Below are 13985 nucleotides of genomic sequence, written 5' to 3'. Positions count from 1 at the left end.
ACAGGATAATTGATAATTCACTCAAAAGTGTGCAGTGTGCTGCAATCTTATAAAAATTAGCGGCACTCTTCACCTGCTCCCTGACTATTGATTAATCTAAATCAATAAGTTCTGTAAATGCATTTTCTAGACTCATGATGAAGTCGTCGTTCGTATTTCATACGGGAACAAGAGGTTCCCGTTTATTTATTATCGAGCAACAGTTCATCCTATCTCCTCTTTATTACAACGATAAAGGTGCATGGTAGCGTCTGGGATGTCGCCCCGTATTGATCGAAGGTCAGTATGCCACGCGTAAGTGAGATAGAACGAAATGGGTTGGCTCGAAATCCTATAAGGAAAAAGTAGATGTCTAATAAAAGCAAGACTTTTTATAGAGATATGCGTCGTAAGGCGCAAGAGTTTGATAGCCGTGAAGAGTTTCTAAATCACGATCTAAAAATCATGAGTTTTAGTCGTTGGGGGATTCACTTACCTTCACGTGACTACAGTGTCGAGCTGGAAGACCTGGTACCAGCACTTGCCGCTACCATCGGTAAAGTTGTGATGGTCACCGCTATGGTTGCCGTATTTGCTGCGCAGTTTGGATTGTCTCCTGAGTTTGTCGCAGAGAACGTTCGCTACGAGTTGCTCATTGCAGGTGGTCTTTTTGTTATTTTATTCTCGGCAATTTTAAACCCTAACGCAAACCTGGCCGGTACCCATGGTCCGATGATTCCGTTAATACCCTTGATTGCCGCCGCTGGAGGACATCCACTGGCACTCGGTATTATGGTGTGTGTATTTGGTCTTGTACTCGCTTATACCAAAGGTGGCTCAAAATTAATGACCCTCACGGGGGTCGGTGTACGGGGCGGTTTACTTATCTACCTTGGTGCAGTGGGTTTGATCGGTCAAATCAACAAAACCGAAGCGTGGGCAGCGAGCTCAGACCAAGGGTACATTTCATTTGCTGTAATAGGCGTAACTTTGGCGGTTTACGCTTATCTGGCAAAAATCAATAAACGCTGGCTGGCGATCCCGCTATGTTCTTTGATTGCCGGTATTGTCGCTTATGCAATGGGGGCAGAATTTGCCTTCTCGACCGAGCCTGGCCTACCACATTTCAGCCCTTTCTACTGGTGGGGTGAAGACACAGGTTGGCAACTGGGCTGGCCGAACTTCGCTCACTTTGTTGCGGTAACGCCATTTGCACTTCTGGCCGTCGCGATGTGGTCTCCAGACTACCTTGGACATCGTGTATTCCAGGAACTTAACTACCCTAAAGATGCAAAAGGCGTTCTGATGGACGTTGATGACACCATGATGGTTGCTTCGATACGACAGGGGATTGGGTCTTTCCTAGGCGGTGGTAACCTAGCTTCATCGTGGGGGACCTATATGATCCCTGCCGCCATCGCTAAGCGCCCTATTCCAGGTGGTGCTCTACTCACTGGTGTGATGTGTATCGCTGCTGCGGTTATCGGCTACCCGATGGATCTCGCCATGTGGGAGCCTGTTCTGCGCGTTGCCTTGATCGTAGGTGTTTTCTTACCGCTACTTGAAGCCGGTATGCAAATGATCCACAAGCATAAGGACTCACTAAGTGCCGGTATCTGTATTTTTGCTTGTGCATTTGTAAACCCTGTTTTTGGTTGGGCAACAACAATGCTGCTCGATAACATGGGTCTTATCGGTGATCACGAGCGAGCTAAAGAACTTTCAAACAAAGACAAGTACCTTATCCCAGGTGCAGCGTTTGTCATCTGTGTTGGTTCATTAGCAGCCGTTGGTCAGCTTCCAGGAATACCGGCTCTTATTGGTAATTAATTTTTCACCATGCTTGGGCGCAGACACACTCTGCGCCTTTTGTTTTGCTTTCAAATGACTCAACCTAACATTATGCGTCTCTCACGTTTTTACTGTTGTATCAGCAACAGAGCCTTAATCCGTTTCATGTAGTTCCGACATCGATTTGACTGAATACTTAAATAGCGACTGTTAAGCCATCGCTCAAAAGCAGAAGGTGGCCGGAGTTATCTCTTTATACTTGTGGAGAGTATATGACGTAATCACATCCATCCGTTTTCTTTGCTTGAAACATCGCGACATCAGCGTAGTGAATAAGGCTATTACCATCATGACTATAGTCAGGGGATATAGAAACGCCAATACTGAGGGTAATATCAAGTAGCAAATCTTTCGCAGCAAACTTAGGTACAAAACCTAATACGATTTTTTGAACGACCAACTCAATTTCCGATTCCATATGAATCTGTTTAACAAGAATTACAAACTCATCTCCACCCACTCGAAATACCGATTCATTCGACCGAACCGCAGACGTTAAGCGCTTTCCAACTTCTATAAGAACCATATCTCCTACTTCGTGGCCATATTTATCATTTATAGGCTTAAACTTATTTAAATCAATATAGAATAGAGCCTATTTTGATTCAGTGACTCTAGAATGTGCCACTTCTTTAAGGATTTCGTTATCAAGCGTTTTTCTGTCTTTTAAGCCCGTTAATCCATCGTGAATCGACTCATAATGTAATCGCTCCGTCCGCTCATGGACTTGCGAGCTAATGGAATAGAAACTAGATAGTAATACGCCCATTTCATCTTTTGGAACACGATCTGAAATGCTTAATGCCTCTCCTTTTTTCATTCTCTCAGTATTAGTAAGGAGCACTTTCAATGGCGCAAATAAACGGTCGTGGACAAAAACATAGTTGATAATCGAAAATAAGGTAAAGAATACAATCTCAATAATCTGAATGAGTTGTATATACCCATCTAATGCATCTAGTCGCTTTGTTACTTTATCGATTCTCTCTTTCTGCTCAGAATTATTAGACGTCAATTTTTTTAGCCTATGTATCTCGCCCAAGGCTTCTAATCGACCAAGATGATAAGGCTCTAAATACTCTGGAGTGATCGTTAATAGGAATCCGCGCTGACCAATCTCCGCATCTTTCATGCACTAAGAAGCAACTGAAAATGGTAAATAGCACTATTGTTATGATTTACCCAACGAACTCTATCGTCACTGTGGGATTCAAGAAAATAAAACAGTATGGAATTGCCAATTGATGCAGCAAATAAAATAATAGTATGACTGCTAGCTTTAACCGTACACTCGTGGGTAATTTTAGTTCAAGCGTTTGACGATAAACTCGAAACAGGCGATGCAATCTACCATGTTCCCTAATAAACCTTTCGCTTAGTAGAGTCACTTGAGAAGTGCATAGTAGATTGAATGGATTATTTATCCGAACTGATTGAAATGACGAAAAATAGTATGAGTTCCTTAAGCTTCAGCTAACGTTCATCTTTCGGAGACCCCATGACCACCATGGTTGTTATCGATTTAACATGCTCACATTCCCCCAAAACATCAGCGTGAATGCGCTTGTAGCTCTGTAATGTACTGGTCTCGACACGCAAGAGGTATTCATTTGCGCCAGTAATGTTATGGCACTCCACCACTTCATCAACAAAACGTACATGCTCTTCAAATTCAAGCTGCGCCTTTTTGCTGTGACTCGCCAGTCCAATCGATACGTACGCGATAAAGCCGATACCCAATGGTTCACCATTAAGAATCGCCCGATAGCCTTTGATCACTTCTGTGCGCTCTAGTTCTTGTACACGTCGCAAGGTTGCCGACGGAGACAAGCCTACCCGCTCTGACAGCACAACATTCGAGATTCTGCCGTCTGCTTTTAGCTCTTGCAATATTCTTTCGTCAAATCGATCCATACCGTATTTCATTGCTCAGTTTCTTCCATATCACTCAATAAAAGCACAAAATTGCGTCAAATACTACTTAACATTGTGGGTATTGAGTCATCGAAAACAGACAGGAAATTTCAATGGAATTAGAACAATTAGGCGCATTATTGCTATTCGCGTTTGTCTCCACCTTCACCCCAGGACCCAATAACATCATGCTGATGACCTCTGGAGCAAACGTTGGTTTCGCACGCACCATTCCACATATGCTTGGTGTCTCTCTAGGTTTTGCTTTTATGGTGATACTGGTGGGAGTTGGATTAATGGGTATTTTTAACGCTTATCCCATCAGTCATCAAATCTTGAAGTACGTCAGTTTGGCGTATCTGATTTACTTGGCGGCAAAAATAGCGATGAGTGGAAAAGCAAAAGAAGTCGATGATTTTAAGCCGCTTAGCTTTATTGGCGCCGCAAGTTTTCAATGGGTTAACCCAAAGGGGTGGTCAATGGCGTTAAGTGCAGTGACCCTATTCAGCAGCGGCGGTGCATGGATTGAGCTTTGCATTATCGCCCTAGCATTTACCCTTGCCAACATTCCGTCTGTCAGCTTTTGGACTTACGCTGGGCAGAAGCTGCAGCACTGGCTGACCACGCCTTTTCGTATTCGCGGGTTCAACGTTTCAATGGCAGTGCTGCTCATCGCGTCAACCGTGCCAATGATCTAGTGAGTGAGCTTATCACTTAGAAAATCAATCAATAAGCGAACCTTGGGCGATAAGTTCCTATTCTGGGGATAGACCGCCCAAATGCCCTCTTTCTCATCTCTAAAATCACTCAACACTTCCACTAACTCGCCACTTTCTAAGGCATCGTTGACATAGTAATCCGGCAATTGAACTAACCCTAGATGTCGCTTTGCTGCATCAAGCAGCGAAAGACCGCTGTTGCATTTAATACGCCCTGAAACTCGAATGGGCGTTTCTCTACCCTGAACTCGAAAGCGCCAATGCTCAAAGGATCCCACCAGGCAACTGTGACGGTTGAGTTCGGATAGCGTATGCGGCTCACCGTTTCTCTCCAGATAATCGGGGCTTGCGCACACATACAGCTGGCGTTCTGACAGCCTTTTTGCAATCAGTGTGGAGTCTTCTAGGCGGCCTAAACGTATGGCCACATCAACACCTTGTTCGATTAAATCCAACTTCTGATTGCTTAGCGTGAGTTCGAGGTCGATCTGCGGGTACAAAGACAAAAACTGGTGGATAAACGGCGCCAGGTGGGTTTCTCCATAAGTCACCGGAGCCGTGACTTTTAACAAGCCTTTTGGTGATGTCTGCATTTGTGTCACAGCGAGTTCGGCTATCTCAAGACCTTCCACCAAATGCTTACATTGTTGGAAGTAGAGCTGCCCCGCCTCTGAAAGCGTGACTTTTCGTGTTGTGCGGTGTAACAACTTAACGGCCAACCGATCTTCCAGCGCAGAAACTCTTCGACTGACTTGTGCAACCGAAGTTTTGAGCTTTTTCGCCGCGGTTGTAAAGCTGCTTGTTTCCGCTACCGCCACAAACTCTGTGACCCCTTCCCAGTTCGCCATATGACACTGCCTAATTTCGTTTCACCAACACACTTTGATTATTGCATAATTTGATTGAATAGGTCACTTTCACAACCCATTTGAAGACAAAGTGTATTAATGAAGGAATACCCTGCTCCTTAGACGGTTCTATTTGGATGACGAAGTACGCGCTGATTTTGGTGTCATCCCAAAACGTTTTTTGAAGATCTTACATAGATAGCTCACATCCTGAACGCCGATTTCATCCGCTAAGTGTTGAAGGTTATGATCCGAATTCACCACTCGCCAATAGACATGCTGAAGTCGCATTTCTGCCCAATATTCACGGGCACTTTGATTAAGGTGTAAATGAAATAGACGGTCGAGCTGTCGACGACTTATCGCCAGTTTCGTTGCAACGTGATCAATGGTTTTAGACTCCGAAAGCCAATGACGCATAAGGCCAATGGCTCGGCTAACAGGGCGACTTGAGATAACTGGTACATCATTAAGTAACGATTTCAGCGCATGATTTGAGCTTCGAGCATCGTCCACCAACATATCCGCCAATCCCTTAAGCGCTTTAGCTCGCCCACAATGACGAGACAGTAACTCAACGGCGAGATCGATAGTAGCGCTGCCACCTGCGCAGCTAATTCTCGTGCTATCAACACTAAACAGTTTGTCAGTAGACACGTCAATGTTCGGGAACGCGGTTTGAAACTCTTGCCTATGCCGCCAGTGAACAGCGACTGTATGGCGGTCAAGCAGCCCTGCCTCGGCAAATAAAAAACACGCGTTATCAATGCTCACGAGCGTGACTCCCTTTTTCGAAGCCTGTGCAAGTACCCTTTGATATTGGTTCGCAAGCCGCTGGGACTGCCTTGCGCTTCTTCCACCAAACACCACTAGATAGTCATAATCGGCAAGATCGACCTCGTCAAACGTGGTTTCTATGGCAAGAGGAATACCGCTACTGGATAGAACGTGCTTTTTCTCCAATCCTATCGTGGACCAAGCGCAGTAATGCTGATTACTGTAGTCTTCTTCATCGGCTGAAAAGCGCAGCTTGTCGAGAAACCCACCAAACGGCAACATGCTAAAGTGATCCAGTGGCAGCAGCAGAAAGCGAACATCAGGATCACGAATGGCTGTGGCATCAATAGCACCCGTCGCGTCTCTTTCTTGATTGAAATGGTCTTGATCAATCAAGCTTTTCTTCTCGCTTAATCTATCCGGTTGACTCATGCGCACCTCCCTACTTTGGTCATTCTTATGTCTGACGTTTTTCTATGTCTTTCTCTTTCCATAGAACCGTAGCGCACGGGATTTTCGGCATCCATTGGTTGTGACCGTTACGTTTATGGGTATTGGTCCATAGCATCTAAGGTCCAAATATTACCGTAAGTGGTCTATTTTGTATCTTAAATATGTTCCATATTTGCCCTATCCTTTTGCTACTGAAGAGACTTTATACAAAAGTGAGAAACACGATGACACTCGACACCTGGCTGGTTTACTTGTTTGCAATCATTGGGCTTTCTATTGCGCCAGGGCCCAACGGGCTTCTAGCTTTAACCCATGGTGCGATGTATGGCCATAGGAAAACGTTGTTTACGATCACGGGGGGCGTATTAGGATTTGTCGTGTTACTCGGCCTTGCCATGTTTGGTGTTAGCGCATTAATTCTGGCTTCTGCTCACGCGTTACCTGTACTAAAATGGATTGGAGGCTGCTATTTGATCGTCTTGGGTATTCGGATTTGGCGCTCTCCTGCTCTTGAACTCAAGGCAACGCCAACGGGTAAACATGTGAGCCAGTTTGCTCTCTTTCGCCAAGGTGGATTGGCGGCCATCACGAACCCAAAAGTGCTGCTCTTTTTCGGCGCCTTTTTACCGCAATTCATCGATCCTAGCCGTTCGCTTGTGATTCAGTTCCTGATCATGGCGTCAACTCTCGCGGCCGTAGAGTTTATTGCTGAATATACAATTTCAAGAGTGGCGAGCAGAATTCGCCCTTGGCTAGAGCAGAAAGGTAAGACGTTTAATCGCATTTCTGGAGGCCTGTTTGTTTTCGTTGGTGCCAGTTTGCCGTTCTACAAATAAGCTTTCTTCTTTCCAAGTTTCAAGTGCCAAGCGTCAAGTTTCAAGTGAGAAGCATTGACGTACAGAGATCTGGTTAAACGAGTACCAAATACGCTGCTTCAAAGCAAACCACACTCAGTAGATCGCCTAACTATTACAAATACGTAAAAATCTTTTCCATTATCACTGGATTATAATCTCTCAAGAAAAACTTATACTAAGCCACATCATAAAGAACTGGCGTAGGGTACGAGACACCACTTAGGCGAATCCCGATATGTGGGTTTAGCGCTTTATATCGGTTTAGCACTAGAGATTAGCTCAACACCTTACATTGGTTAAAACAGTCAGCGAAGTGCAGCGCTCTCTTCTAATCTTAATCAGATAACTGAACTTAAGGTTGAAAGAGTTTAAGCAATACGCTGCTCGTTCAACGAACTAGATAGGACAACAAAATGGCGATTGAAATCAAACCTGGTCAAACTCATATCAAATCAAAAGCAATGGTTGCTTGGGCAGCTGGAGAGCCACTTAAACGTGAAGAAGTGGATGTTCAACTTCCTAAAGCAGGCGAAGTTCTTGTTCGCATCGTCGCAACTGGCGTTTGCCACACTGATGCATTCACACTATCAGGTGACGATCCAGAAGGTATCTTCCCATCTATCCTTGGTCACGAAGGTGGCGGTATCGTTGAGATGATCGGTGAAGGCGTAACAAGTGTTGAAGTTGGCGACCACGTTATCCCACTTTACACAGCAGAATGTGGCGAATGTAAGTTCTGTAAATCGGGTAAAACTAACCTATGCCAAGCGGTTCGTGAAACCCAAGGTAAAGGCCTAATGCCAGACGGGACAAGCCGCTTCTCTATCAATGGTGAAACGATTTTCCATTACATGGGTTGCTCAACTTTCTCTGAGTACACGGTTCTACCAGAAATCTCCCTCGCCAAGGTAAGCAAAGACGCACCGCTTGAAGAAGTTTGTCTGCTAGGTTGTGGTGTAACAACCGGTATGGGCGCTGTATTAAACACAGCGAAAGTTGAAAAAGGCGACAACGTTGCTGTATTCGGCCTAGGCGGTATTGGGCTTTCAGCCATCATCGGTGCTCGCATGGCTGGTGCTGACCGCATCATCGGCGTTGATATCAACGAGAGTAAATTCGAGCTAGCGAAACAGCTTGGCGCGACAGACTGCATCAACCCAACGAAATTCGACAAGCCAATCCAAGATGTTATCGTTGAGATGACAGACGGCGGCGTTGAGTACTCCTTCGAGTGTATTGGTAATGTAAACGTGATGCGTCAAGCGCTTGAGTGCTGCCACAAAGGTTGGGGCGAATCGGTAATTATTGGTGTTGCCGGTGCAGGTCAAGAGATCGCCACTCGCCCATTCCAACTCGTGACCGGTCGTGTATGGCGTGGTTCTGCTTTCGGTGGTGTTAAAGGCCGCTCTGAACTTCCAGAAATCGTAAACCGTTACATGGCAGGTGAATTTGGATTGCAAGAGTTCATCACTCACACAATGAGCCTAGACGAAGTTAACGACGCGTTCGATCTAATGCACAAGGGTGAGTCAATCCGTACTGTTCTGCATATGGACAGATAGGGCTAAGATTAGAGGGTCTAAACTCATAGGCCCTTAAATTGGTAAACCTAACAACCTTTCAACACTGAATAACGCCTTTGAGACTGAAATTTTGAGTATCTTAGGCGTTTGATCGTTTGATTACTTTCGTTCTCTACCTTTTGGAATCGTTATGACTATTGAAAACATTAGCCAGGCAAAAGTTGCTGGAGGATGGCATAAGCAGTTCTCTCATCAATCCAACACTCTTAGCTGTTCAATGCGTTTTGCCATTTTCTTACCACCTAATGCGACGAAAGCAAGTCCAGTTCCTGTGCTCTATTGGCTATCAGGTTTAACCTGTACGGATGAAAACTTCATGCAAAAAGCGGGCGCCTTTAAAAAAGCCGCTGAACTTGGTGTGGCGATTGTGGCCCCCGATACGAGCCCAAGAGGCGACGATGTTGCTGATGACGATGGTTACGACTTGGGTCAAGGTGCAGGGTTCTATTTAAACGCGACACAAGAACCGTGGTCACGTCATTACCATATGTACGACTATGTCACTCAAGAATTGCCAAGCATTATTGAAGAATACTTTCCGGTGACTTCTGTTAAGTCATTGTCTGGACACAGCATGGGAGGACACGGCGCATTAACTATCGGCCTCAAGAACGCGAATCAATACCGCTCACTTTCTGCGTTCAGCCCAATTTCGAACCCTATCGCTTGTCCGTGGGGCCAAAAAGCGTTCAACGCCTATCTCGGTTCAAACAAAGACGATTGGGAACAGTATGACGCTAGTGAACTGCTCCGTCGCGAGCAATCTTCGTTACCGATACTTGTTGACCAAGGGGACGCAGACAATTTCTTAGAAGAGCAGCTAAAACCACAAGTGCTCGTTGAGGCGGCGAATCAAAAAAATTCAAGTTTGGAATTACGCATGCAACCAGGCTACGACCACAGCTACTATTTCATCTCTAGCTTTATCGATGATCATTTAGAATTTCATGCGAAACACTTGTTGGCGTAAGACCGTTTCTGAGTATTGATCTTGCTGACTCATCGTTTGATCAAGACAACGTTCACTTAAACAAAAAGGCTTTACTCTTTCTTGCCCACCTATATTTGGTGAAGAAGATGAGTAAAGCCTTTGTCATTCAATGACGTTCTTCGTCACGCCTCACGTTAATGCAGACGGCTGTATCTATCCGATTATTTCCCAGCTGTGGGTCATTTCCATGCCTTCGCCTAACATCAAACAAACCGAACAATATTTCTCTAGTGAGTTTTTTGCGACCTTAGCAACGATATCAGCATCAAGACTCTCACCAGAGACTTCAAAGTGGATGTTTATTTTAGTGAAGATACGTGGTGCAGTTTCACGGCGCTCGGTCGTCAGTTTGGCCACACATTCTGACACCTTTTGCCCTTCTTCTTTCAAGCCATCAACCACATCGACTGAGCTGCATCCACCCGCGGCCATTAGCACCATTTCCATTGGACTTGGAGCCGTTGCACCGCCATTGCCATCCATCACAATGGAGTGACCTGATTGTGATTGCCCTAGGAATTTAAAATCTTCAATCCACTTTACTTCAGCTTGCATGTTTTTCTTCTCATTACTGGATAAATCTTACTGCGAAAGATAGCAGCTAATGCGGCATCTCAACAAGCATTAGCCCGCTTCTACCTCTCGACTCTTGTCTTTTATCTCTAGTCTCCTTGAAAGGAGTGAACTTAGCTGTCGGCAGGAAACACAACACCCGTCTGGCGACGAATCTCGGTTAACACCTTTGAAACAGTAAGGGAGCGTGATATTTCGTCTTCATTCATGGACTTGCTTTCGTACTGTTTCGCGAACGCTTCTGCTTCATAAAACATTCGATTTGCAACTTGCTCTACGCTGAGATCTTGTGTTTCTCCACCTCGGTTGATCTTGGAAATACGGTTACAAATTGAGATCATTTCAACCTGCAGAGCGGCCTCTTCTCCTTGAAACTCACTTGGCAGGTAAGAATCACTCGTTTTGGAATGGCAAATAGTGACGTCGAATTCTGGGTATTGGAAAATCACACTTCCATTTGCATCGACACCGGTATCAAGTAAGTACGCCTGAGCCTTAATCGACGTTGGTTCACCAAACAAAGCAATCGCTGCACCAACACAGTAATACCCAATGTCCATCACCGAGCCATTAGAAAACTTTGGATTGAATGTGTTTGGGTTTTCACCGTTTAAATACTTTGGATAGCGCGATGAATACTGGCAGTAACTGATCATCGCTTTTCGCAATCGGCCAATGTTCTTCAACTCTTGTTCTAGCACTTTAAAATTCGGAATATGCGGCGTCATGAAAGCTTCGAACAACATGACATTGTTTGCCTTTGCCGTTTGATAAAGCTGCTTTGCTAGTGTGTAATTTGACGCGAGCGGTTTTTCACAAATAACGTGCTTCCCTGCTTTTAACAGTTGTTCAGCCTGCGGAGCATGAAATGAATTGGGACTTGCAATATAAACCACATCAACAAGGTTCGACTTCGCTAACTCTTCGAAATCGGTAAACAGCGTTGGCGATGCGTATTTTTCAGAAAATTTCTGCGCGCTGTCCAAGCTACGTGAATAAACACCTGTAAGCTTGTACGAGCCTGTCAGTAAAGCGGCTTCAATAAATTGATCGGTTATCCAGTTGGTACCTATGATTGCAAGACGGATCATTTGGCTTCTCTATCTATAGAATGATAAAGAAGAATACGGTGTAAGCTTCGCTGAGTTCAAGCATTTCAGTCTTGTTTATGGGGATTGGACAAAAATCTGAGATAACGGGCTTCTTACCCCACTTGCGCCTCTATCGATGACGTGGGTATAGATTTGCGTTGTTTTTACGTCGGTGTGCCCAAGTTGCTCTTGAACTGTTCTAATATCTGAACCACTTTCGAGCAGATGCGTCGCAAAGGAATGCCTTAAGGTGTGGCAAGACACATTCTTACTGATCCCCGCCGACTTCGCGGCTTGCTTCACTGCTTTTTGAACACTTGACTCATTAATGTGATGTCGACGAGTCAGGTGGGTAACCGGATCAACAGCGCGCCTAATTGATGGAAATAAATACTGCCAATCGAGTTCCTTACTGGCATTTGGGTACTTTTTTGACAAAGCATCAGGTAACCAAACACCTGAATAATCATGCTGCAATTTGTCTTGCTGCCAAATCAATCTAACTTGCTCTTGTTGGTGCTCCAAGAGAGGAATTAACTCTTTCGCTAATGTGACCACACGGTTCTTATTCCCTTTTGCTCGCCAAACCCGAATGGCTGAATAATGAAAATCGATATCGTGAAATCGTAATCTCAAACATTCCATTAACCTCAGCCCAGATCCATACATGAGCTGGGCAGGCAAAAGGTGGCTTGAGCTAAAGTGAGCTAAAAGCCCCCCAACCTCTTTTTGTGTAAGAACCGTTGGAAGCTTTTTACTTTTGACCGATTTCCTAAATCTTAAATCAACGTCAATCGGCTTTAAAATGATCTGTTTGTATAGAAAAACGAGTGCATTTAAGGCCTGACTTTGAGAGCGCGCAGCTAGGTTTCGAGATGTGACAAGAGCAGATAGAAATTGTTCAACCTCGTATACGCCTAACTCTTTCGGGTGTCGTTTATCGTTAAATAGAATGAATTGATAAATCCACGATAAGTATGCGTCGATCGTCCTTATTGAATAGTGACGAGACACCATATATTCACGTATGTAGCTTAGAAACGGAGATTTCATTTATCGCCCAAAACACTGATTATAAACACAGTGTTAGACTCTAGTTTCAAAAAATGATGTTATACGGAATTATTCCGTAATCTGTGATGAGCGATAGGTTTAATCACACCTAATGCACTGATTTACATGACCATATGTTCTAGTATGAACTGTTCTTAGATAATTAGGTGGAATGACCTAGGATTCTTTAGCAGAATTTTTCCGTCTAATAAGCGTTATATTAATTGGGAGATAATAGTGACTTTTAGCTCGTTTCAATATGGCAAGTTTTGCTCAGATTTAGACTCATATCGCTTACATGCGCTTCTAGTCGAAGACTTTCTAGCGACACAAGTTACCGAGTTAAAAATCAAAATGCGGGATACAGGCTCTTTGCCAAGTGAAGTTACTCTTGAATCTCATGATGTTGACTTAGATGAAATCGAAAATATTTTTCCTTCAATTCAGCGTCGAGCAGAAGTAATAGTCTCTTATTCTGTTCTAGAGCATCAAATGCAGCAGTTATGTGAGACTTATGAAAACGCTATCGCTAGTCCAGTCAAACTAAAAGATCTCGCCTCTAATGGGATCATAGACCAATGTCAAAAGTATCTAGAAAAAGTAGCGCTCGTAAATTTCCCGAAAAATAATGAAGCGTGGAAAGAAGTACTATTTATACAGCAAATTCGTAACAGCCTAGTTCATGCTGATGGAACAATAAAAACAGGCAATAAAGTTCTTCGAGGTTACATAAAGCAAAGTGAACATTTAGATATTACAGATGATAACAAAGTTATTTTACAGTCTGGGTTTACAGTGCATTGTGTCGATACATACTGCCATTTTTTGACAGATCTTTATGTCAGCGTGAGCGGTGAAAATTAATATAACAAGGCGTTCAAGAGGGATTCTCAACGCTTGGCATTTTCAGTTTGATTTAGCTTTAGTGTTTACGGCACTATGGTTTAGGTTCGGTGGTGGCGTTGTTCACCCCTTAACGCGGCGTTAGTGGTCTAAGGCTTTGAAAAGTTTTGAGGTTAAAGCTTATTCGGTATTTGTCGCAATATTGTGTTACTGGCAAAGATCTTTATCGTTCAGGATCGCATGATGTTAATGTTCGATTTAGGGCTCTTCGTTTGGCCTAGTCAAATGTTGAGTTGTTACCTAAGTAAGTTCTACAAATATCTAGCATTGGCTCATGTAACAAGGGTTTGTGCCAATAATCAGTATTCAATGGCGAAGCCGCCCACTAACAAATTACTAAAGTGGACTTATCAACGCTCGGCACTTTCGGTTTGGAGTCTGGTATGCTCGGTA

General features: G+C 44.2%; 14 protein-coding genes. 6 read left to right on the top strand and 8 right to left on the bottom strand.

Features of this window, described 5'->3' with window-relative positions; all coding sequences use genetic code 11:
• Positions 1-348 precede the first annotated feature (348 nt).
• Positions 349-1809 (top strand): DUF3360 family protein, encoded by a 1461-nt coding sequence (locus BCU12_RS15770; RefSeq protein WP_102405215.1) that lies wholly within the window; start codon positions 349-351, stop codon positions 1807-1809.
• A gap of 214 nt (positions 1810-2023) precedes the next feature.
• On the opposite strand, the gene BCU12_RS15765 is transcribed toward BCU12_RS15770, so the two are convergent.
• The 3 genes from BCU12_RS15765 to BCU12_RS15755 form a co-directional block, all read right to left on the bottom strand.
• On the bottom strand, positions 2024-2413 hold the full coding sequence (locus BCU12_RS15765) for a GGDEF domain-containing protein (RefSeq protein WP_102405214.1): 390 nt from the start codon (positions 2411-2413) through the stop codon (positions 2024-2026).
• A 12-nt stretch (positions 2414-2425) separates the two neighbouring features.
• A complete protein-coding gene (locus BCU12_RS15760) occupies positions 2426-2962 on the bottom strand; it encodes a CHASE3 domain-containing protein (RefSeq protein ID WP_102405213.1) in 537 nt (178 codons plus the stop codon).
• Between the two features lie 341 nt (positions 2963-3303).
• Entirely contained in the window at positions 3304-3744 is a 441-nt protein-coding gene (locus tag BCU12_RS15755) for an Lrp/AsnC family transcriptional regulator (protein WP_102405212.1), read from the bottom strand.
• 113 nt (positions 3745-3857) lie between these two features.
• Between BCU12_RS15755 and BCU12_RS15750 the strand changes: the two genes are divergently transcribed.
• Entirely contained in the window at positions 3858-4442 is a 585-nt protein-coding gene (locus tag BCU12_RS15750; protein ID WP_102405211.1) for a LysE family translocator, read from the top strand.
• On the opposite strand, the gene BCU12_RS15745 is transcribed toward BCU12_RS15750, so the two are convergent.
• Positions 4439-5311 carry a LysR family transcriptional regulator gene (locus tag BCU12_RS15745; protein WP_102405210.1) on the bottom strand — a complete coding sequence of 291 codons (873 nt, stop codon included), beginning with the start codon at positions 5309-5311 and terminating at the stop codon, positions 4439-4441. The genes BCU12_RS15750 and BCU12_RS15745 overlap by 4 nt on opposite strands.
• A 129-nt stretch (positions 5312-5440) precedes the next feature.
• Positions 5441-6520, bottom strand: a complete 1080-nt coding sequence (locus BCU12_RS15740; RefSeq protein ID WP_102405209.1) for a helix-turn-helix domain-containing protein — start codon at positions 6518-6520, stop codon at positions 5441-5443.
• Positions 6521-6765: 245 nt separating this feature from the next.
• Here BCU12_RS15740 and BCU12_RS15735 point away from each other — a divergent pair, with 245 nt between their 5' ends.
• The 3 genes from BCU12_RS15735 to fghA all read left to right on the top strand — a co-directional run bounded on the left by BCU12_RS15735 (position 6766) and on the right by fghA (position 9951).
• Positions 6766-7377 carry a LysE family transporter gene (locus tag BCU12_RS15735; RefSeq protein ID WP_102405208.1) on the top strand — a complete coding sequence of 204 codons (612 nt, stop codon included), beginning with the start codon at positions 6766-6768 and terminating at the stop codon, positions 7375-7377.
• A gap of 434 nt (positions 7378-7811) precedes the next feature.
• Positions 7812-8960 carry an S-(hydroxymethyl)glutathione dehydrogenase/class III alcohol dehydrogenase gene (locus BCU12_RS15730; RefSeq protein WP_102405207.1) on the top strand — a complete coding sequence of 383 codons (1149 nt, stop codon included), beginning with the start codon at positions 7812-7814 and terminating at the stop codon, positions 8958-8960.
• Positions 8961-9111: 151 nt separating this feature from the next.
• Positions 9112-9951: an S-formylglutathione hydrolase gene (gene fghA / locus BCU12_RS15725; protein WP_102405206.1), complete on the top strand. Its 840-nt coding sequence runs from the start codon at positions 9112-9114 to the stop codon at positions 9949-9951.
• Positions 9952-10125: 174 nt separating this feature from the next.
• Here fghA and BCU12_RS15720 read toward each other — a convergent pair whose 3' ends face one another.
• The 3 genes from BCU12_RS15720 to BCU12_RS15710 all read right to left on the bottom strand — a co-directional run bounded on the left by BCU12_RS15720 (position 10126) and on the right by BCU12_RS15710 (position 12689).
• Positions 10126-10527, bottom strand: coding sequence for an OsmC family protein (locus tag BCU12_RS15720; RefSeq protein ID WP_102405205.1), 402 nt, complete (start codon positions 10525-10527; stop codon positions 10126-10128).
• Between the two features lie 131 nt (positions 10528-10658).
• Entirely contained in the window at positions 10659-11636 is a 978-nt protein-coding gene (locus tag BCU12_RS15715; RefSeq protein ID WP_102405204.1) for a Gfo/Idh/MocA family oxidoreductase, read from the bottom strand.
• Positions 11637-11711: 75 nt separating this feature from the next.
• A complete protein-coding gene (locus BCU12_RS15710; protein WP_102405203.1) occupies positions 11712-12689 on the bottom strand; it encodes an integron integrase in 978 nt (325 codons plus the stop codon).
• A gap of 237 nt (positions 12690-12926) precedes the next feature.
• On the opposite strand from BCU12_RS15710, the gene BCU12_RS15705 reads away from it, so the two are divergent.
• Positions 12927-13553 (top strand): hypothetical protein, encoded by a 627-nt coding sequence (locus BCU12_RS15705; protein WP_102405202.1) that lies wholly within the window; start codon positions 12927-12929, stop codon positions 13551-13553.
• Positions 13554-13985 lie beyond the last annotated feature (432 nt).

The sequence above is a fragment of the Vibrio sp. 10N.261.55.A7 genome, from assembly GCF_002877365.1.
Classification (GTDB): Bacteria; Pseudomonadota; Gammaproteobacteria; order Enterobacterales; family Vibrionaceae; genus Vibrio.
The sequence above is the reverse complement of the archived record's forward strand: the minus strand, read 5'-3'. Positions and strand labels throughout refer to the sequence as shown.

Coding starts and splice junctions, on each gene's coding strand:
- BCU12_RS15770 (WP_102405215.1), top strand. CDS start 349: ATGTCTAATAAAAGCAAGACTTTTTATAGAGATATGCGTCGTAAGGCG.
- BCU12_RS15760 (WP_102405213.1), bottom strand. CDS start 2,962: ATGAAAGATGCGGAGATTGGTCAGCGCGGATTCCTATTAACGATCACT.
- BCU12_RS15755 (WP_102405212.1), bottom strand. CDS start 3,744: ATGGATCGATTTGACGAAAGAATATTGCAAGAGCTAAAAGCAGACGGC.
- BCU12_RS15750 (WP_102405211.1), top strand. CDS start 3,858: ATGGAATTAGAACAATTAGGCGCATTATTGCTATTCGCGTTTGTCTCC.
- BCU12_RS15745 (WP_102405210.1), bottom strand. CDS start 5,311: ATGGCGAACTGGGAAGGGGTCACAGAGTTTGTGGCGGTAGCGGAAACA.
- BCU12_RS15740 (WP_102405209.1), bottom strand. CDS start 6,520: ATGAGTCAACCGGATAGATTAAGCGAGAAGAAAAGCTTGATTGATCAA.
- BCU12_RS15735 (WP_102405208.1), top strand. CDS start 6,766: ATGACACTCGACACCTGGCTGGTTTACTTGTTTGCAATCATTGGGCTT.
- BCU12_RS15730 (WP_102405207.1), top strand. CDS start 7,812: ATGGCGATTGAAATCAAACCTGGTCAAACTCATATCAAATCAAAAGCA.
- fghA (WP_102405206.1), top strand. CDS start 9,112: ATGACTATTGAAAACATTAGCCAGGCAAAAGTTGCTGGAGGATGGCAT.
- BCU12_RS15720 (WP_102405205.1), bottom strand. CDS start 10,527: ATGCAAGCTGAAGTAAAGTGGATTGAAGATTTTAAATTCCTAGGGCAA.
- BCU12_RS15715 (WP_102405204.1), bottom strand. CDS start 11,636: ATGATCCGTCTTGCAATCATAGGTACCAACTGGATAACCGATCAATTT.
- BCU12_RS15710 (WP_102405203.1), bottom strand. CDS start 12,689: ATGAAATCTCCGTTTCTAAGCTACATACGTGAATATATGGTGTCTCGT.